This window comes from Pseudomonas sp. MBLB4123 (assembly GCF_051904775.1).
GTDB lineage: Bacteria > Pseudomonadota > Gammaproteobacteria > Pseudomonadales > Pseudomonadaceae > Aquipseudomonas > Aquipseudomonas benzenivorans_B.
Map to the genome: position 1 here is coordinate 3,362,976 of NZ_CP196711.1, position 17,993 is coordinate 3,380,968.

Annotated in this window: 19 protein-coding genes; 6 read left to right on the forward strand and 13 right to left on the reverse strand. The window is 67.7% G+C overall.

Going from position 1 to position 17,993, the window contains the following annotated elements:
• The first annotated feature begins 90 nt into the window (after positions 1-90).
• Positions 91-921, forward strand: coding sequence for an AraC family transcriptional regulator (locus ACSX1C_RS15545; RefSeq protein ID WP_439886883.1), 831 nt, complete (start codon positions 91-93; stop codon positions 919-921).
• Here ACSX1C_RS15545 and ACSX1C_RS15550 read toward each other — a convergent pair whose 3' ends face one another.
• The 8 genes from ACSX1C_RS15550 to ACSX1C_RS15585 all read right to left on the reverse strand — a co-directional run bounded on the left by ACSX1C_RS15550 (position 922) and on the right by ACSX1C_RS15585 (position 7,468).
• On the reverse strand, positions 922-1,509 hold the full coding sequence (locus ACSX1C_RS15550; protein WP_439886884.1) for a LysE family translocator: 588 nt from the start codon (positions 1,507-1,509) through the stop codon (positions 922-924).
• 101 nt (positions 1,510-1,610) lie between these two features.
• Positions 1,611-2,795 (reverse strand): C17 cyclopropane fatty acid synthase CfaB, encoded by a 1,185-nt coding sequence (gene cfaB, locus ACSX1C_RS15555; RefSeq protein WP_439886885.1) that lies wholly within the window; start codon positions 2,793-2,795, stop codon positions 1,611-1,613.
• Between the two features lie 81 nt (positions 2,796-2,876).
• Complete coding sequence (locus ACSX1C_RS15560; RefSeq protein WP_439886886.1) at positions 2,877-3,662, reverse strand: HvfC/BufC family peptide modification chaperone; 786 nt, start codon at positions 3,660-3,662, stop codon at positions 2,877-2,879.
• Positions 3,653-4,498, reverse strand: a complete 846-nt coding sequence (gene bufB, locus ACSX1C_RS15565; protein WP_439886887.1) for an MNIO family bufferin maturase — start codon at positions 4,496-4,498, stop codon at positions 3,653-3,655. The genes ACSX1C_RS15560 and bufB overlap by 10 nt, the downstream gene beginning before the upstream one ends.
• Before the next feature lie 57 nt (positions 4,499-4,555).
• Positions 4,556-4,807 carry a BufA2 family periplasmic bufferin-type metallophore gene (gene bufA2 / locus ACSX1C_RS15570; RefSeq protein WP_318644342.1) on the reverse strand — a complete coding sequence of 84 codons (252 nt, stop codon included), beginning with the start codon at positions 4,805-4,807 and terminating at the stop codon, positions 4,556-4,558.
• Positions 4,808-4,954: 147 nt separating this feature from the next.
• Complete coding sequence (locus ACSX1C_RS15575; protein ID WP_439886888.1) at positions 4,955-5,878, reverse strand: HD-GYP domain-containing protein; 924 nt, start codon at positions 5,876-5,878, stop codon at positions 4,955-4,957.
• A gap of 99 nt (positions 5,879-5,977) precedes the next feature.
• Complete coding sequence (bufA2, locus tag ACSX1C_RS15580; protein WP_318644340.1) at positions 5,978-6,232, reverse strand: BufA2 family periplasmic bufferin-type metallophore; 255 nt, start codon at positions 6,230-6,232, stop codon at positions 5,978-5,980.
• Positions 6,233-6,583: 351 nt separating this feature from the next.
• Positions 6,584-7,468: a hypothetical protein gene (locus tag ACSX1C_RS15585; RefSeq protein WP_439886889.1), complete on the reverse strand. Its 885-nt coding sequence runs from the start codon at positions 7,466-7,468 to the stop codon at positions 6,584-6,586.
• Positions 7,469-7,709: 241 nt separating this feature from the next.
• Here ACSX1C_RS15585 and ACSX1C_RS15590 point away from each other — a divergent pair, with 241 nt between their 5' ends.
• From ACSX1C_RS15590 to ACSX1C_RS15600, 3 genes are all read left to right on the forward strand, one after another.
• Positions 7,710-8,564, forward strand: coding sequence for a DUF6502 family protein (locus tag ACSX1C_RS15590; protein ID WP_439886890.1), 855 nt, complete (start codon positions 7,710-7,712; stop codon positions 8,562-8,564).
• Positions 8,561-9,970, forward strand: coding sequence for a DUF5666 domain-containing protein (locus ACSX1C_RS15595; protein WP_439886891.1), 1,410 nt, complete (start codon positions 8,561-8,563; stop codon positions 9,968-9,970). Before ACSX1C_RS15590 ends, ACSX1C_RS15595 begins: the two co-directional genes overlap by 4 nt.
• A 164-nt stretch (positions 9,971-10,134) precedes the next feature.
• A complete protein-coding gene (locus tag ACSX1C_RS15600; protein ID WP_439886892.1) occupies positions 10,135-10,887 on the forward strand; it encodes a hypothetical protein in 753 nt (250 codons plus the stop codon).
• A 90-nt stretch (positions 10,888-10,977) separates the two neighbouring features.
• Here ACSX1C_RS15600 and ACSX1C_RS15605 read toward each other — a convergent pair whose 3' ends face one another.
• Positions 10,978-11,472 carry a winged helix-turn-helix transcriptional regulator gene (locus ACSX1C_RS15605; RefSeq protein WP_439886893.1) on the reverse strand — a complete coding sequence of 165 codons (495 nt, stop codon included), beginning with the start codon at positions 11,470-11,472 and terminating at the stop codon, positions 10,978-10,980.
• 143 nt (positions 11,473-11,615) lie between these two features.
• Between ACSX1C_RS15605 and ACSX1C_RS15610 the strand changes: the two genes are divergently transcribed.
• Together ACSX1C_RS15610 and ACSX1C_RS15615 are read left to right on the forward strand one after the other, a co-directional pair.
• The gene (locus tag ACSX1C_RS15610) at positions 11,616-11,930 is read left to right on the forward strand and encodes a hypothetical protein (protein WP_439886894.1); all 315 of its coding nucleotides are present in this window, start codon (positions 11,616-11,618) and stop codon (positions 11,928-11,930) included.
• Position 11,931: 1 nt separating this feature from the next.
• Entirely contained in the window at positions 11,932-13,233 is a 1,302-nt protein-coding gene (locus ACSX1C_RS15615; protein ID WP_439886895.1) for a DUF1329 domain-containing protein, read from the forward strand.
• A gap of 129 nt (positions 13,234-13,362) precedes the next feature.
• Here ACSX1C_RS15615 and glmS read toward each other — a convergent pair whose 3' ends face one another.
• The 4 genes from glmS to glmU all read right to left on the reverse strand — a co-directional run bounded on the left by glmS (position 13,363) and on the right by glmU (position 17,993).
• Positions 13,363-15,213, reverse strand: coding sequence for a glutamine--fructose-6-phosphate transaminase (isomerizing) (gene glmS / locus ACSX1C_RS15620; RefSeq protein ID WP_439886896.1), 1,851 nt, complete (start codon positions 15,211-15,213; stop codon positions 13,363-13,365).
• A 12-nt stretch (positions 15,214-15,225) separates the two neighbouring features.
• Positions 15,226-15,996: a DeoR/GlpR family DNA-binding transcription regulator gene (locus ACSX1C_RS15625; protein ID WP_369958428.1), complete on the reverse strand. Its 771-nt coding sequence runs from the start codon at positions 15,994-15,996 to the stop codon at positions 15,226-15,228.
• Positions 15,997-16,094: 98 nt separating this feature from the next.
• Positions 16,095-16,610 carry a M23 family metallopeptidase gene (locus ACSX1C_RS15630; protein ID WP_439886897.1) on the reverse strand — a complete coding sequence of 172 codons (516 nt, stop codon included), beginning with the start codon at positions 16,608-16,610 and terminating at the stop codon, positions 16,095-16,097.
• 18 nt (positions 16,611-16,628) lie between these two features.
• Positions 16,629-17,993 (reverse strand): bifunctional UDP-N-acetylglucosamine diphosphorylase/glucosamine-1-phosphate N-acetyltransferase GlmU, encoded by a 1,365-nt coding sequence (gene glmU / locus ACSX1C_RS15635; RefSeq protein ID WP_439886898.1) that lies wholly within the window; start codon positions 17,991-17,993, stop codon positions 16,629-16,631.

Below are 17,993 nucleotides of genomic sequence, written 5' to 3' on the forward strand. Positions count from 1 at the left end.
AGCGCCGGGCGCTGCTGGCCAGGCTTTGTACCGCACGCGTCCGGGGCTATAGTCTGCCTGCGGCCGCTGTCGGTCGGCAGGCGGATAGGCATGAGCAAGGCGATTCAGGCAACCACTCCGCGCTTCTGGCGCGACCCCGCACTGCCCTTCGTCGAGGCCCGCGAGGTGCTGGACGGCCGCCGGGTCTGCTACGCCCCGCACGCCCACGAGACCTTCTCCATCGGCGCCATCACCCGAGGCCGCAGCAGCTACCTCAACGAGAAGGCCCGCGAACGCATCGGCGCCGGCACCGTGGTGCTGATGAACCCGGGCGACGTGCATGCCTGCAATCCCCTCGAGGGTCAGCCCTGGTCCTACCGGATGTTCTATGTGGACACGGCCTGGCTGACCGAACTGCAGCACCAGCTGGGCTTCGACCGCAACCAGCCGCTGCGCGCCTTCGCCGCCATCCTCAGCCAGGACCCCGCGCTCCATGCCGGCCTGAGCGGCCTGTATCGCCTGCTCGTCGACCCGCAGGCCGAGACCCTGGCCAAGCATTGCGCCCTGCTGGAGTTCTTCGGCGCGCTGCAGCAGCGCCTCGAACCGGCGCCCGCCCCGCGCCGCACCGACAACCCGCGTATCCACCTGGCCGCCGACTTCATCCGCGCGCACTGCACCCGGCCCCTGAAGCTGGAGGACATCTGCGCGGCGGCCGGCCTCTCCGCCTCCTACCTGAGCCGCAGCTTCCGCCGCCATTACGGCCTGACGCCCCATGCCTACCTGGTCAACTGCCGCATCCAGTTCGCCCAGGCCCGCCTCAGGCGCGGCGAGGATATAGTCGAGGTGGCCCTGGCGGCCGGCTTCGCCGACCAGGCCCACCTGCAGCGCACCTTCAAGCAGCTGCTCGCCGCCACCCCGGGCCAGTACCGCCGCGCCGGCTGATCAGGCCCCCAGCAGATAGACCGCCGAACCCAGCAACAGCAACGCCAGGCCACGGTTGAACAGGCGCAGGCGCCCGGGAGCCTGCAGATAGCGGCCCATGCACGCCCCGGCGTAGGCCCAGCAGGCGATGGACAGGTAGCAGATGACGAAGTACAGCACGGCGAACTGGCCGACCAGCCCCGGCTCGCCGCCCGCCCCGTAGGCGCCCATGCCGGCCAGGGCCGCCAGCCAGGCCTTGGGGTTGAGCCATTGCATCAAGGCGCCGGTGAACAGCGACGGCGGCCGCCGCGCCTGGCCGCCGTCCAGCCGGCCATCGGCGCGCGCCAGGCCGTAGGCCATGTACAGCAGGAAGGCCACGCCCGCCCAGCGGATCAGCGCGCCCAGCGGCGGCCACTGGCTCAGCAACTGTTGCAGCCCCAGGCCCATGGCCAGCAGCAACAGGGTGAAACCCAGGGTAGCCCCGGTCACATGACGCAGGCTGGCGCTCAGGCCGTAGCGTGCGCCGCAGCTCAGCGCCACCAGATTGACCGGGCCGGGGGAAATCGAGGCGGCCAGGGCAAAGGCCGCCATGGAGAGCTGTAGATTCATCGCACACCTATCGGCAGTCGTCAGCGGGAGGACGCAGACTGACGCCGGCAGGGGGCTGCGGTATTGAAGGAAACTGCCCTACGGCGACGGCGTAGGGCGGCTCAGCGGTACAGGTCGGCGCGGGTCCAGGGCAGGTCGTGGCCGCCATCGGCCTGCGGCTTGACCGCGAGGATCTGGTGCAGATTCATCCAGCCGTGGGCGAAGCCATAGGCGCAGCCGGCCAGGTAGAGGCGCCAGATGCGCAGCGTCTGCTCCGGCACCAGCTGCGCGGCCCGCTCCAGCTGCGCCTCCAGACGCGCGCTCCACAGCTGCAGGGTGCGGGCATAGTGCAGGCGCAGGCTCTCCACGTCGACGATCTCCAGGCCTGCCTCGCTGATCGCCGCGCCTATGGTCACCAGGTGCGGCAGCTCGCCCTCGGGGAACACGTAGCGGTCGATGAACTCGCCGCCGCCGCGGGCCACCGGGCGGCCGTCGGTGTACCGGGCGGTGATGCCGTGGTTCATCACCAGGCCGCCGCTCTTCACCGCACCGAACAGACGCTGGCAATAGAGCGGCAGGTTGCCGTGGCCAACGTGCTCGAACATGCCGACGCTGACCACCTTGTCGAAGCGGCCGTCCTGGGGCAAATCGCGGTAGTCCTGCAGCTCCAGCCGTACCTGCCCGCCCAGGCCCTCCTCCGCGACCCGCTGGCGGGCCAGTTCCAGTTGCGCGCGGCTGAGGGTGATGCCGTACACCTCGACGCCGAACTCGCGGGCGGCGAAGCGTGCCAGGCCGCCCCAGCCGCAGCCGACATCCAGCAGGCGTTCGCCCGGCTGCAGGCGCAGCTTGCGGCACAGATGGCGCAGCTTGGCCTGCTGGGCCTGGTCGATGTCCTCCTGGCCGGTCTCGAAGTAGGCGCAGGAATAGACCAGCTCGCGATCCAGCCAGAGGGCGTAGAAGTCGTTGGACAGGTCGTAGTGATAGCTGATGGCCGCGGCGTCGGCGGCCTTGTCGTGGGGCCGGTAGTCGAGCTCGCCCGGCTCCTCCTCGCCGATCAGCGCCTGACTCAGCGCATCGCCGATCTCGATCACCTCACTGATCGGCCCCTCCAGGTCGAGGCGGCCTTCGACGTAGGCACTGCCCAGGGCGTCGAGACTGGGGTGGGCCAGCTGCGCCACCAGGCTCGGGTCCTTGACCACCAGGGTGACCCGCGGCTGGGGACCGAGATCGATTTGCTTGCCATCCCACAGGCGCAGGCGCAGCGGCAATTGCAGCTCCCGCAGGGTTGGCGGCAGATACGCGAGCATGGGCACCTCCACCTCTCGAAATCATCGGAAAGGTTAGTTCAGATGACCCGTTTGTCAGGGCTTAGGTTCCCTAAAAGCTGGCTATGCGCCATGCCGCTGCAGCAGGCCCTCGTGCAGCCACTGGCGCAGCCAGCTGGCGGCCTGCAGCGGTGCCTGGTCGCCCAGCTCGCCGAGCCGTTCGCACAGCTCGGCGAAGCTCCAGCCGGCCACCGCCATGCCGTGCAGGGCCGCCGCCTCGGCGGGCTCCAGGCTGCGATAGCGGCTGATCAGGCCCTGGCGCCAGATCAGGCAGACCAGGGCCTGGGGCAGCTCGCTGCTGCCGGGGAAGGCGGCCTGCTCCTTGTGTGCGCGCCAGATCGCCAGGCTGTTGAAGCGACAGGCCTGCCACTGCACGCTGGGCAACAGGCGCACCTGCAGAGCCGGCCACTCCTGCGGCGCCAGGCCGGCCATCTGTTCCAGGGTCAGGGGTTGGCCCGCCGGGGCATCGAAGGCCAGGGTGAAGGCCCATTCCAGACGCGCCAGCTCGCCCAGCGGGGCGGCCTGGGCCGGTACCAGGTAGCCGTCGATGAAATCGCCCAGGCGCTCGCCCAGCCAGCGCAGGCTGAAGTGCCGCGACGGGTGAGCATCGACATAGGCCAGGGCCAGGGCGTCGAACTCCTCGTCGCCGAGCCAGCCGTGCAGAGCGCCATAGTCGCCGCGCAGGGCCTCGAGCAGGCGCGCCCGATAGGCGTTGTGGTAGATCGCCAGGCCCTGCTCGACCGCCAGGGCCTCGCTGCCGCGCAGGCTGGCGCACAGCGCCGGGTCGGGCTGCGGATCGCCACCGAGCAGGTAGTTTTCGAGCTGCCGCTGCCAGTCGTTCAGTCGCATAGGGCCTCGCACTCCAGGGCGCTAGCGGCCACGGCGCGGGCCCTGTCCAGTTCGTCGAGCAACTCCTGCAGCGGCGGGAAGTGATCGTCGCGTTCCAGCAGGGTCGCCACCGGGCCCAGATGGCGCAGGGTGCGTGCGTAGAGTTGCCAGACCGGGTCGCTGACCGGCGCATCGTGGGTGTCGATCAGGTAGCTGCCGTAGTCGCTGTGGCCGGCCAGGTGCAGCTGGCGGATGCGTTGCTTCGGCAGGCCGCTGATGAACGCCCAGGGCTCGAAGCCGTGGTTGCGCGCGCTGACGTAGACGTTGTTGACGTCGAGCAGCAGCTCGCAGCCGGTGAGGTCGCTGAGGGCGGCGAGGAACTGCCACTCGCTGAACTGATCGTCGGCGCTGCGCAGGTAGCTGGAGACATTCTCCAGCACCAGCGACCGCTCGATCACCTCCTGCACCTGGCGCACGCGGTCCGCCACGTGCTGCAGGCTCTCCTCGGTGAACGGCAGCGGCAACAGGTCGTGCAGCTGATGGGCACTGCCGCGGCTCCAGCACAGGTGGTCGGAGATCCACGCCGGCTGGACGCGGTCGGCCAGGCGCTTGAGGCGCTGCAGGTAGTCGCGATCCAGCGGATGGGGGCCGCCGATCGACAGCGACACGCCATGCATCACCAGCGGATAGTGCTCGCCGATGGCCTCCAGGTAGTAGAGCGGCTTGCCGCCCTCGACCAGATGGTTCTCCGAAACCACCTCGAACCAGTCGACCGCCGGCCGCCGCTCGAGAATCTCCTGGTAATACGGGGTGCGCAGGCCCAGGCCGAACCCCAGGCAGGCTGCATCAGTGGACATGCCCAACTCCTATGCAGGCAGGATCGAGGCGACCCGACCGGGGTCGCCCTCTCCCATTCACTCGCCGACAGTACCACCGGCCTCGTTGCACTCGGCCAGGGTCATGCTCTTGAAGCCCTGGCCCTTGCACGAGCCCTGGCCCTTGCAGGCGTTGTTGGCGGTCTTGCAGTCGTTCTGGCCCTTGCAGGCGTTGACGCCGTAGCAGTTGACCATGGCCTCCTCGGCCACGACCAAAGTCGGCAGGCTGGCGAACAGCCCGGCGGCGGCGAGTGCCAGGGCGGCACCGGCGGCGGTAGTCTTGATGGACATGCTGGTGATCCTCTCGATGCTAGGGGGAAGGTCGGTGCCGTACACCAGGAGCGGAGCCGACTCCCTAATTAGAGTAGGCGCAATCGACGACGTTACAGCGGCTGCGCGGCAATCATGCGGCGAACGACGAACCGCCGCGACGCCGGCTCAGGCCGGCGCCGCCAGATCCAGCAGTCGGCGCACCGCGGCCTGCACCAACTCGCCGATCAACTGCTCGTCGGCCCGCGGCGTGAGGTCGTCCGGCTGACCTTGGGCGCCGGTCGGCTTGGCCTGCAGGCGGTCGCCGGCGCCGGCCTCGAGGCGGTACTCGCCGCCGCAGGAGCGGCAGTAGAGACGTTCGCCGGCCTGCTGGCCGCGGCGCTGGACCAGGGTCGGGCCACACATGATACAGACCTGCAGGGGAATGCCCAGGTCGCTGTGGCCGACGATATGATCGAGTTCGCCGGCACGCCCCAGCCGGAGGAAGCGCTCCCCCAGTTCGGCATCGAATTGCTTGCCCAGATTCGCCTCGATGAGGTCCAGCGCCTGCGCCACGGCCATGCCGGCGCGGTAGGGACGACTGCTGGTCATGGCGTCGAAGGCGTCGCCGATGCCGACGATCCGCGCCATCACGGGAATCTCCTCGCCCTTGAGGCCCAGCGGATAGCCGCGCCCATCCGGCGTCTCGTGATGCAGGCGCACCGCATCGCTGACCAACGCGGCCAGCGGATGCCCCTGCAGCATGCGAAAGCCGACCTCGGGGTGGGTCTTGATCACCGCGTACTCGTCATCGCTCAGTTGCGCGGGTTTGTTCAAGATCGCATCGGGAATGCCGATCTTGCCGAGATCGTGGAGGAAGCCGCCAAGGCCGATCCGCGCGGTCTCGGCCTCAGGCATCCCGGCCTCCCGCGCCAGCCGCTCGGAGAAGCGCGAGACCCGCCACAGGTGTCCGCCGGTGTAGGGGTCGCGCGCCTCCACCACCCAGGCCATCGTCAGCAGGCTGGCCAGCAGTTGCGCCTGAGCCTCGTTCGCCGCTCGCTGCGGCCGGGCGGGCTGGCCAATGGCGCGTCCCAAGAAATTCAGCAATCCCATCACAGGTTCTCCGCTCCAGGCGTCCAACTAGCGTAGTAGTCCGCTGGGCGTTTGCCCCTTGACGGAGTCCGGGACCGGCGCCGCCGGCCCCGTGCCCTTTCACTCGCCGACGGTGCCCTTGGCGAGGTTGCACTCGGCCAGGGTCATGCTCTTGAAGCCCTGGCCCTTGCACGCGCCCTGGCCCTTGCAGGCGTTGCTCGCCGTCTTGCAGTCGTTCTGCCCCTTGCAGGCGTTGACGCCATAGCAATGGATCTGGGCTTCCTCGGCCACGACGGCGGTGCTGGTCAGGCCGGCGAACAGGCTGGCGGCGGCGAAGGCGATGGCGGCGCCGGTGGCGGCTGTCTTGGTATGCATGGGGTGATCCTCGAATAGTCTGATGGGCCGGTGTGTGCACGCCGTGCGCCACCGGTACAGGACTAGAGGACGATCGCCGGCCGGCGTTACAGCGAGCGGAAGATTTAGCCCCCTGTGCATGACGCGGCAAAGTCCGGGGCCGCGGGAGCCCCCCAGGCGCGACTGGCCTGACCACCGGTCGTTGACACTCGGGCCGACCGTATTAATCTCAATTTGTGGGAAATTTTCCCACATAATATGGCTGACTGGTCCCGAAGGATCGTGCGGAAACCGCAGTTGCACCGAGTCACTGCAGAAAGATGGCCGCGCTGGTTGGCTAGCCGCCCCGATGGGCGGCGGGAAACTCACCGGTTACTGCATGCGCGGCGCAAGCCGCCACGCAGTTCTAAGCGGAGGTTCATCATGCTGCTCAAGAAATGTTTGTTGGCTCTGGCCATTGGTGGCGTCCTGTCGGCATCGACGGTCCTGGTACCCGATTACGTGGACAGTTTCTCCAGCGTGTATGCCAAGGAGGGGGGTAGCGGCGGTGGCGGTCACGGCGGTGATGGCGGCGGCGGTCGAGGGGGGGACGGTGGCGGCGGCCGTGGTGGTGACGGCGGCGGCGGTCGGGGCGGTCACGGTGGCGGCGAAGGCGGACACGGCGGCGACGGCCGTGGTGATGGCGGCGGTCATGGCAGAGGGGGCCACGACGGCGACGGTCATGGCGGCCGGGGCGGCGACGACGCCGACCATGACGGCATGGCCGGAAACAGGGGCCATGGCAAGGACCGGGACCACGACGCGGCGAGAGATGCCGCAGATGCGGACAGAGACGCCGCGAAAAATGAGGCCGATGCGACCCGGGAGGCGGCTAGAGACGCTGCAGACGCGGCCCGGGATGCCGCCAGAGCGGCTGCAGATGCCGCCCGAGATGCGGCCAAGGCGGCTGGAGATCCGAACGCCGATGCCGCCCGCGACGCGGCCAGAGACGCTGCAGATGCGGCCCGGGATGCCGCCAGAGCGGCTGCAGACGCCGCCCGGGATGCCGCCAAGGATGAGGCCGATGCTGCTCGAGATGCGGCCAAAGCGGCTGCAGATGTAGCCCGAGATGCCGCCCGGGATGCGGCCAAGGCCGCTCGCCCGCATGACGACGATGACGCGCCCGATGCCCCCGATGACCCGGACGACGATGTCGTCGAGATGGAGCCCGATGACGCGCCCGACGCGCCGGACCTGGACGTGGTCGAGGTAGAGCACTAGGCCTGCACGTGGTAGAGGACGTCCCGGGGGCCCGAGGGACGTAACGCCAGGGTGTCGCAAGCCTCGGTTCGCCGGGCTTGCGACACCTCGATGCAATCGGCGCACACGCTGCACAGGAGCTACAGATGCCCTAGCGTATCGTCCACCCTCTCGCGGCAAGCATCTGGTCCGGACGCGGGTGCCGGCCCAGGTTGCTGCTAGCCTGGGCGCTGGTCAGGACTCTTGAGGAATACCTTGAATGCATTTGCCCACCTTGCCTCCCTCCCTGCTGTCGGCGCTGCAACACGTCATGCGCCCGGTGGTGAGGTTGATGCTCAAGAAGGGGGTCACCTACACCAGCTTCGCCAATCTGCTCAAGCAGGTGTTCGTCGATGTCGCCGAGCACGAGTTCCGCCTCGACGACAAGCCGCCGACCGACAGCAGGATCAGCCTGCTGACGGGCGTGCATCGCAAGGATGTGCGGCGCCTGCGGGCCAAGGCGAGCGAAGACGAGAGCAGCCTGCCCGAAGTCATTTCCTTCGGCGCTCACCTGGTCAGCGTCTGGCTGAACAACCCGCCGTTCTGCGAGCGGCCCGGTCGGCCGTTGCCCCTGGCGCGCCTGGCCAGCACCGGCGGCGCCGGCTCCTTCGATGCGCTGGTGGCCCAGGTCAGCACGGATATCCGTGCCCGCGTCGTGCTGGACGAGTGGCTGCGCCTGGGCGTCGTGCGTCTGGACGAGCAGGACCGCGTCCATCTGCAGGCGCTGGCGTTCATTCCGCAGCGGGGATTCGACGAGAAGATCGCCTATTTCCGGCACAACCTCCACGACCATGCCTGCGCCGCCGTGCACAACCTGACCGAGGCCGGCACGCCCTTCTTCGAGCGCAGCGTGCACTACGACAGTCTGTCGCCCTGGGCGGTTGCCCAGCTGCGCGAGGCCGTGGAGATCGAAGGCATGCAGGTGCTGAACGGCCTCAACCTGCTGGCAGCGGAGATGGAGGAACGGGACGTACCCTCCGCCGACGCACGGCAGCGCATCACCATCGGCCTGTATTTCTACACTGAAGCCAATCCGCCAACAGCATCCAACCCGACGACGGCCAGTTCATCATGAGCACTACCACGCGTCTGCTCTGTGCCTTAGCTTTCCTCTGCACCTCACTGCTGCCGGCCTCTGCGGCGCTTGGCGCCTTGCCGGCGTGCCTCGAGCCCGGCGGCATGGGCGGAACCGGCGCCGTGGCGACTGGCGGTGTCGGCGGCACCGGCGCTCCGGCCGAGCAGGGGGGCGTAGGGGGTACGGGGGCGACCGATAACGGCGGAATCGGTGGCACGGGCATAGTGGGCACCATCACCGGCTTCGGCTCCATCTGCGTCAATGGCGTGGAAGTGCACTTCGACAACCAGCTGGTGCTCAGCGAGAACGGCCTCCCCGCCAGCAGCGACCGGCTGGCGATCGGTCAAGTCGTGGCGGTGGAGGCCCGCCCATCGAAACGTGGCCTCGAGGCGCGGAGCATCGCGATCCTGCATGCCTATGAGGGGCCGATCACGGCGCTGGCAACGGGCGCCGCGCCGCTGCGGGTGATGGGGCAACCGGTGCGCGTGGCCGCCGGCGCCCGGGTGGCCCAGGACCTGCGCCCCGGCGAGGCGGTACGGGTCAGCGGCCTGCGCAATGCCCGGGGCGAAGTGCTCGCCAGCCGGATCGACCGGGCCGCCAACCTGACCCAGGCCAGCGCCATAGGCACCGCCGCGCGAGGCGGCGATCTCCACGGCCTGGCCCTCAGCAAGCCGCTGGCCGTCAGCGGCGAGGTCCTGGTGCGCGGCACCTGGGACGGCAGGCAGCTGGAGGTCGTCCAGACGCACAGCGATCCGGGCATGCCCTTCGCCGGCCGGGTGCGCCACGCCCTGGTGGAGGGCCTGGTACGCGGGCGCCAGGGCGATCGCATCGCGTTCGGCGGGTTCACCGCCCAGGTGGATCGCGATACCGCCTATCTCGGCGGCCAGGCCGCCGACCTGGCGCTCGACCGCCGCATCCGGGTCAGCGGCGAGTTCGCCAAGGGACGGGATATCCGCGCCCTGCGCATCGAATTCTCCCGCGAGCAGCCGGCCGCGCCGGGCCACTCGGGCAGCGGCCAGCACGACCCGTCCGCGGCCGCAGACGAGCAGCAGCAAGGCCGCAGCGCCGAGCGCGACGGCCTCGAGTCACGCGAGCGCAGCGACGACGGCGAGACCCGTGAGCGCATCGAACGGCGCGACGATGGCGAAACCCGCGAGCGCATCGAGCGCCGGGAGGAATCCGCCTCCGGCGAGCTGGAGCGGCGCGAGCGGATCGAGGTACGCGACGCCCCGGACCGCCTGGAGACCCGCGAACGGATCGAGATCTTCGAGAACGGCGTGCGGGTGGAGCGGATCGAGCGCATCGAACGCGTGGATCGCGCCGATAAGCCCGAACGGGTGGAGCGCGTGGAGCGGGTGGACAGGCTCGAACGACCGGAGCGGGTGGACAACTCCGGCCGTCACTGAAGGCGGCAGCACGCCTGTGTCCAAGCGCAGCGCGGATCGCCGGCTAAGCTGAACGAGGCGGGTTGTCCGCCGCGCCGGCCTGGTGGCGACCAAGGCCCCGAGGCTCGACGCGGGCGGGCTGCGCGCGATCCGCACGTCGTTATCCGGATAGCCACGAGGTATGCATGAGAAGCGCTCGCGTGATCTTGTCGGGCCTGTTGCTCGTTCTCGCCGTACCCGTTCTGGCCGAGGGGCTCACGGTTTCGACCGGGGTCGATTACTCGCGGGGAAAGTACGGCACGTCGACAACCAGCGAGACCTGGTATGTCCCGGTGATCGCCAGGTACGAAGCCGGCCCCATGCTCTACAAGCTGACCGTCCCCTACCTGCGCATCACCAATCCCTCGGTGGGGCCGGACGGCGAACCCCTCTCCGGAAGCTGCGGCCGCGTCGAGAGCGGCATGGGCGACACCGTGGCCAGCGCCGGTTACGCCCTGCTCGACGGCAGCGGGAGTAGCGGGCTGATGCTGGACCTGGTCGGCAAGGTCAAGCTGCCGACGGCCGACGAAGACCACTGCCTGGGAACCGGCAAGACCGACTACTCCGCCCAGCTCGATGTCGCCCGGGCCTTCGGCGCGATCAGCGGTTTCGCCACCCTGGGCTGGAAGAAGTTCGGCGACCCCGCGGACACCGACCTGCGCGATCCGCTCTTCGCCTCCCTGGGCCTGGTCGGCAGACTCGCGTCGGCGACCTACCTGGGCGCGGCCTACGACTGGCGGCAGAAGGTGACCGCCAACGGCGACGAGATCCAGGAGCTCACCCTGTTTCTGACCCAGAGGCTCGGCCCGTCCTGGAAGGTCCAGCTCTATGCGCTCAAAGGCTTTTCCGATGCCAGCCCCGACGCCGGCGGTGGCCTGCTGCTGAGCCACTCGTTCTGAACCCGGAGCCCCTGCATCGACTCCCGCCCGCCGCCAGCTGTTCGGCACCGGCAGCGCCAGCGGGTCGCTACGCACGGGCAGGCGCCGGCCTCAGGCGAGGCTCTTCTTCTGGTGGATCTGGCGAATCCTTTCGCGGGTTTGCGCATTGGCGCCCGGCCCGTCACAGATGCCGACGTCGCTCGGGCTCACTTCATTGCCCTCCTGGTCATAGAACCTTGCACGCGTCAGCGGCAAGCCGGTTTTCTTGTTGACCAACAACACGGGCGGCCCTTCTGCATGCGGGTACCAGCGGTCCCCCCATTGCAACATGCTCATGATGATGGTGTTGACCTCCTGCCCCTTTTCCGTGAGGTAGTAGTCGACGCTGCCGCCCTGGTTCTGCTTCCGCAGAACCTCATGTTCGAGCAGCAGTTTCAGGCGCTTGGATAGGATGCTCTTGGACATGCCCAGGTTGCGTTGAAACTCATCGAACTTGGTGGTTCCCCATAGCGCCTCCCTGACGATCAGCACGTTCCACCAGTCGCCGAGGATGTCCAACGACCGCGCCAACGAGCAGTTTCGCCCTTCGAAGCTCACTCTCTCCATGACTCAACACCTAATCATCTGAAATTTAACGAAATTACCCAAGACTCTGAAGCTCTTGACAGGTTCTATCATGGAACCTATGGTATTCATGGTTCTATGATGGAACCATGTATCCCGCAAGTCAAACCCTTGGAGCGATCGACATGAGCAGAATGCTGTACCCCAGCCTCGTGGCCGTGACCATGGCGGCCTTCGTCGGCTACGCCTCGGCGAGTCAGGAGCCCGTCGAACCGGTCTGCCTTACCAATGAAGTCGATAAGGAACTGATCAGCAGTAGCCTGGCCATTACGGCCGGAGAGTGTCACCTGAATGCCGCCGAGAAGGATCGGCAACAGGCCATGCAGCATGCGCAACTGGCCCATAGCTGGTTTGCCTATGCGCAACGGCTATCCGGCAGCGTCAGCCCGAAATATCTGCAACAGGCGGCCGCGAAAATCGATGAACTGCAGGTTAAATAATATGAAGAATACTTTTCTGCCTTCTTTGCTGCTGCTCGGTTGTCTCTCTGCCCAGGCCCAGGAACTTACCGCCGTGGGGGCCGAAGTCGCGGCCAACGCAGACGGATCGATTCCGGCCTGGACCGGCGACTTCAAGGCTGCCGGCCCGGGCCTGTCCGATCCGTTTGCGGGCGAGTCGGCGACCCTGCGCATTGCGGCCGACAACGTCCACGCGCACAAGGCCCATCTAACCGATGGCCAGGTTGCCATGCTGCAGCGCTACCCGGACAGCTACTTCATCGATGTCTACCCGACGCATCGCACCGCCGTGCTGCCCGAGCCGGTGCAGGAGGCGGCGAAGTACAACGCGCGCAACGCCAGGTTGAGTGCCGATGCCAATGGCGTGGAGGGATACAAGGGCTACTACCCCTTTCCCTCGCCCAAGAATGGCCTCGAAGCCGTCTGGAATCATTTCATGCGCTACCGCGGCGGAAGTCTGCTGCGCGATCAGGTGCAGGTCGTCACCCAGGCCAATGGCGGCTACAGCGAAGTCAGAATCAACGAACAGGTCGTCTGGCCGGAAAAGCTCGATGGCTACGACGAGGTCGCCGACAAGAACGTGATGCTTTACGCCAGGCAGGCCGTCGTGGCGCCGTCCCGGCTCGCCGGAAACATCTTGCTGGTTCATGAAACCGTCAACCAGGTCGAGCAGCCGCGTCTCGCCTGGATGTACAACGCCGGCCAGCGCCGGGTGAGGCGCGCGCCCCAGGTGGCCTACGATGGTCCCGGCACGGCCGCCGACGGGCTGCGCACCTCCGATAACGCGGACATGTATTCCGGCTCACCGGACCGCTACGACTGGAAACTCGAGGGGAAACAGGAGATTTACATTCCCTACAACAACTACCGACTGGCCGACCCGTCGCTTTCGGTCGCCGATGTTGCCGGCAAGGGCCATATCAACCAGAACCTGACCCGCTATGAGAAGCATCGGGTCTGGAAAGTGGTTGGCACGCTGAAGGCCGGGATGCGCCATATCTACAGCAAGCGCGTGCTCTACTTGGATGAGGATACCTGGCAGATCGCCTTGGCCGAGCAATATGACAATCGCGGCGAGTTGTGGCGCTTTTCCGAAGGCTTCCACGTGCAGTTCCATTATGCCGATACCCCCTGGTATGCGGCGGAAGCCATCTATGACCTGACCAGCTCCAGATACCTGATCTATGGCCTGCTGGTCGATGCCCAGCATCCCATCGAGTTCGGCTTTCGCGCGTCCAAGAGCGACTACCAACCCGCTGCGCTGCGCCACCTGGGGATCAAGTAAGGCCCATGAGCAACGCCCTGCACCGGCGCCCTGCTCGGCTGCAGTGAGGCCGACATCGCCACTGGCCGGGTCGAAATGGCGGGATGGAACTGCACGTCCATCCGCCATTTCACCCCAGGCCTGCGCGGACTATTCGACCGTCACACTCTTGGCCAAATTGCGCGGCTGGTCGACGTCGGTGCCCTTGAGCACGGCGACGTGGTAGGACAGCAGCTGCAGCGGGATGGTGTAGAGGATGGGCGCCAGCACGTCGTGGATGTGCGGCATGTTCACCACATGGGTGCCCTCGCCGTTGCTCATGCCGGCCTGCTGGTCGGCGAAGACGATCAGCTCGCCGCCGCGGGCGCGCACTTCCTGCAGGTTGGACTTGAGCTTCTCCAGCAGCTCGTTGTTCGGCGCCACGGTGACCACCGGCATGTCGCTGTCCACCAGGGCCAGGGGGCCGTGCTTGAGCTCGCCGGCCGGATAGGCCTCGGCATGGATGTAGCTGATCTCCTTGAGCTTGAGCGCCCCTTCCATGGCCACCGGGTACTGGGCGCCACGGCCGAGGAACAGGCTGTGGTGCTTCTCGGCGAACAGCTCGGAGACCTTCTCCACCACCGCGTCCATGGCCAGGGCCTCGCCCAGGCGGGTCGGCAGGCGGCGCAGCTCCTCCACCAGCTCGGCTTCCAGCTGCGGCGCGAGGCTGCCGCGCACCCGGCCCAGGGCCAGGCACAGCAGCAGCAGGCCGACCAGCTGGGTGGTGAAGGCCTTGGTCGAGGCCACGCCGATCTCCGGGCCGGCCTGGGTCAACAGGCACAGGTCGGACTCGCGCACCAGGGAGCTGATGCCGACGTTGCAGATCGCCAGGCTGGCCAGGTAGCCGCCCTGCTCGGGACTGAGGGCCTTGGCGTTGCGCAGCGCGGCCAGGGTGTCGGCGGTCTCGCCGGACTGGGAGATGCTGACGAACAGGGTGTCGGGCTGCACCACCACCTGGCGGTAGCGGAATTCGCTGGCCACCTCGACCTGGCAGGGCACCCCGGCCAGCGCCTCCAGCCAGTAACGGGCGACCATGCCGGCGTGGAAGCTGGTGCCGCAGGCGACGATCTGCACGTTGCGCACCTTGGCGAACAGCTCGGCGGTCTGGGGGCCGAAGGCCTGGGTCAGCACGTGGTCGGCGGCCAGGCGGCCTTCCAGGGTGCGCTGCACCACCTTGGGCTGCTCGTGGATCTCCTTGAGCATGAAGTGGCGATATTCGCCTTTATCCGCCGCCTCGGCGCCCTCGTGGTACTGCACCTGCTCGCGCTGCACCGGCTGGCCGTCGAGATCCCAAACCTGCACGGCATCGCGGCGGATCTCGGCGATGTCGCCCTCCTCCAGGTACATGAAACGGTCGGTGACCTGACGCAGGGCCAGCTGGTCGGAGGCCAGGAAGTTCTCCCCCAGGCCCAGGCCGATCACCAGCGGGCTGCCGCTACGGGCGGCCAGCAGGCGATCGGGCTGGCGGGCCGAGATCACCGCCAGGCCGTAGGCACCGTGCAGGTCCTTGACCGCCTCCTTGAGCGCGACGGTCAGGTCCGGCTGGCTCTTGAGCTTGTGGTCGAGCAGGTGGACGATGACCTCGGTGTCGGTGTCCGAGGCGAAGGCGTAGCCCAGACCCTTGAGCTGGCTGCGCAGCGCCTCGTGGTTCTCGATGATGCCGTTGTGCACCACCGCCAGCTCGCCGCCGGAGAAATGCGGGTGGGCGTTGTGTTCGGTCGGCGCGCCATGGGTGGCCCAGCGGGTATGGGCGATGCCCAGGCGCCCGGCCAGGGGCTCGGCAGCCAGGGCCTGCTGCAGTTCGCTGACCTTGCCGACCCGGCGCCGGCGCGCGAGGCCGCCCTGATCGTCCAGCAGCGCCACCCCGGCACTGTCGTAGCCGCGGTATTCCAGGCGCTTGAGGCCCTCGACCAGCACGGCGGTGATGTTGCGTTCGGCGACGGCGCCCACGATGCCACACATAGTTGTCTCTCCTTAGTCGTGCACGGCCGCGCAGATCAGCTTGATCCCGCGCGCCGTCAGTTGTTCACGGGCCTCGGCGGGGAGGCGCTCGTCGGTGATCAGGGTATGGACGCTGCTCCAGGGCAGCTCCAGGTTGGGAATCTTGCGGCCGATCTTGTCGCTCTCGACCATGACGATGACCTCCCGGGCCACCTCGGCCATGACCCGGGACAGCCCCAGCAACTCGTTGAAGGTGGTGGTGCCGCGCGCCAGGTCGATGCCGTCGGCGCCGATGAACAGCTGGTCGAAGTCGTAGGAGCGCAGCACCTGTTCGGCGACCTGGCCCTGAAAGGACTCGGAATGAGGGTCCCAGGTTCCGCCGGTCATCAGCAGCACCGGCTCGTGCTCCAGGTCGCGCAGGGCGTTGGCCACGTTCAGCGAATTGGTCATCACCACCAGGCCGGGCCTGTGCCCAAGCTCGGGAATCATCGCCGCGGTGGTGGTGCCGCTGTCGATGATGATTCGCGCGTGCTCGCGAATCCGCGCCACCCCGGCGCGGGCGATGGCCTGCTTGTAGCGGGAAATGGGCTGGCCGCCGTCGCCGATCAGTTCCTGCGGCATGGGCACCGCGCCGCCGTAGCGACGCAGCAGCAGGCCATTCTTCTCCAGCGCGGCGAGGTCCTTGCGGATGGTCACTTCCGAGGTGGCAAAGCCCTTGGCCAGTGCATCGACGCTGACCTCGCCCTGCTCGTTGAGCAGGGCGAGGATGGCGTGGCGGCGCTGCGGGGTGTTGCGCTTCGACATGGAAAAGTTTCGATTCGAAAGTTAGTGGCGCGAATCAAAACCTAACGAAGCTTTTACGTCAAGCACGAGATGGACAAGTGGCTGAATCCCGAGCCGGGTCATCGTTCGGCGCGTGACAGGATCTGGTTGGGATCGAGGTAGAACATCTTCTTCCAGCCCTGGGTCGTATCGTCCATGCGCCATGGCAAAGGCAGCAGGCTGACGACTGAATAGTGCAGATGCGCCGGCTTGCCCCGTGCATTGCCACTGTCGCCGACCCTGCCCAGGTAAGTGCCGCCGAGCAGCGGCTGCCCTGGGTAGACATCATAGGCTTGCAGGTGGGCATAGTAGTGAATGCGCCATTTCGGCCCCAGGACGACGATCACCTTGCCGCCCCGCTCGATCTCACCACGGTACAGCACCACCCCATAGCTGGCAGCACGTACCGCTGTGCCCGGCTTGGCAAAGATATCGATACCCTTGTGCACGCCGGAGCGGCCCCAGGGTTCGTACCAGAAGGTCTGCGCGTTCCAGTCGCGGGGGCTGGCACCCTCCACCGGAATCCGTGGCCATTCGGGCAGACAAGCCCACAGCAGCGCAGCCGCCACCCCTAGCCAGGCTTTGCGTGACGGCATCCTTGCCTCCCCGTGCATTCAGCCCTTGCGCTTGGTCGGCCGCTTCCAGCCGTCGATATTGCGTTGCTTGGCCCGGCCCACCGCCAGGCTGTCGGCCGGCACGTCGGTGGTGATCACCGAACCGGCGCCGGTGGTGGCGCGGTCGCCGAGGGAAACCGGGGCGACCAGGGCGCTGTTGGAGCCGATGAACACGTCCTCGCCGATGACGGTGCGGAACTTGTTGGCGCCATCGTAGTTGCAGGTGATGGTGCCGGCGCCGATGTTGCTGCGCGCGCCGATCTCGGCGTCGCCCAGATAGCTCAGGTGGCCGGCCTTGGCCCCCTCGCCCAGTACGGCGTTCTTCAGTTCGACGAAGTTGCCGACATGGGCCCTGGCACCTAGCACGGCACCGGGGCGCAGGCGGGCGAACGGGCCGCAGTCGGCGCCCTCGCCCAGCTCGGCGCCGTCCAGGTGGCTGTTGGCCTTGACCACGGCGCCCTTGCGCAGGACGCTGTCCTTGATCACGCAGTTGGCGCCGATCTCGACGCCCTCCTCGATCACTACCCGGCCCTCGAGGATCACGTTGATGTCGATGAGTACGTCGCGGCCGACGCTGACCTCGCCGCGCAGGTCGAAACGCGCCGGGTCGCGCAGGGTTACGCCCTGGGCCATCAGCTGGCGCGCCGCGCGCTGCTGGTAGTGGCGCTCCAGCTCGGCCAGCTGGATGCGGTCGTTGGCGCCCTGCACCTCCATCGCGTCCTGCGGCTGCTCGGTGGCCACCGGCAAACCGTCGGCCACCGCCATGGCGATCACATCGGTCAGGTAGTACTCACCCTGAGCATTGCTGTTGGACAACCGCCCCAGCCAGTCGCCGAGGCGCGCGCCGGGCACGGCGAGGATGCCGGTATTGCCCTCGCAGATCTGCCGCTGCTCGGGCGTGGCGTCCTTGTGCTCGACTATGGCCTGCACCGCGCCGCTGGCGTCACGAACGATGCGCCCGTAGCCGGTCGGATCAACCAGATCGACGGTAAGCAGGGCCAGCTGATCGTCGCCGACCTTCTGCAGCAAGCGCTCCAGGGTGGCCTGCTCGATCAGCGGCACGTCGCCGTAGAGGATCAGCACCCGCTCGGCGGACAAGGCCGGCAGCGCCTGGGCCACCGCATGGCCGGTGCCGAGTTGCTCGCGCTGCAGGACGAAATTCAGGTCGTCCGCCGCCAGTCGCTCGCGCACCATTTCGGCGCCATGGCCGATCACCACATGGATGCCCTGCGGATTCAACTGACGCGCGGTGTCGATGACGTGGCCGAGCATGGACTTGCCGGCGACCGGGTGCAGGACCTTGGGCAGGGCGGAACGCATGCGGGTGCCTTGGCCGGCGGCGAGGATGACGATATCGAGGGACAT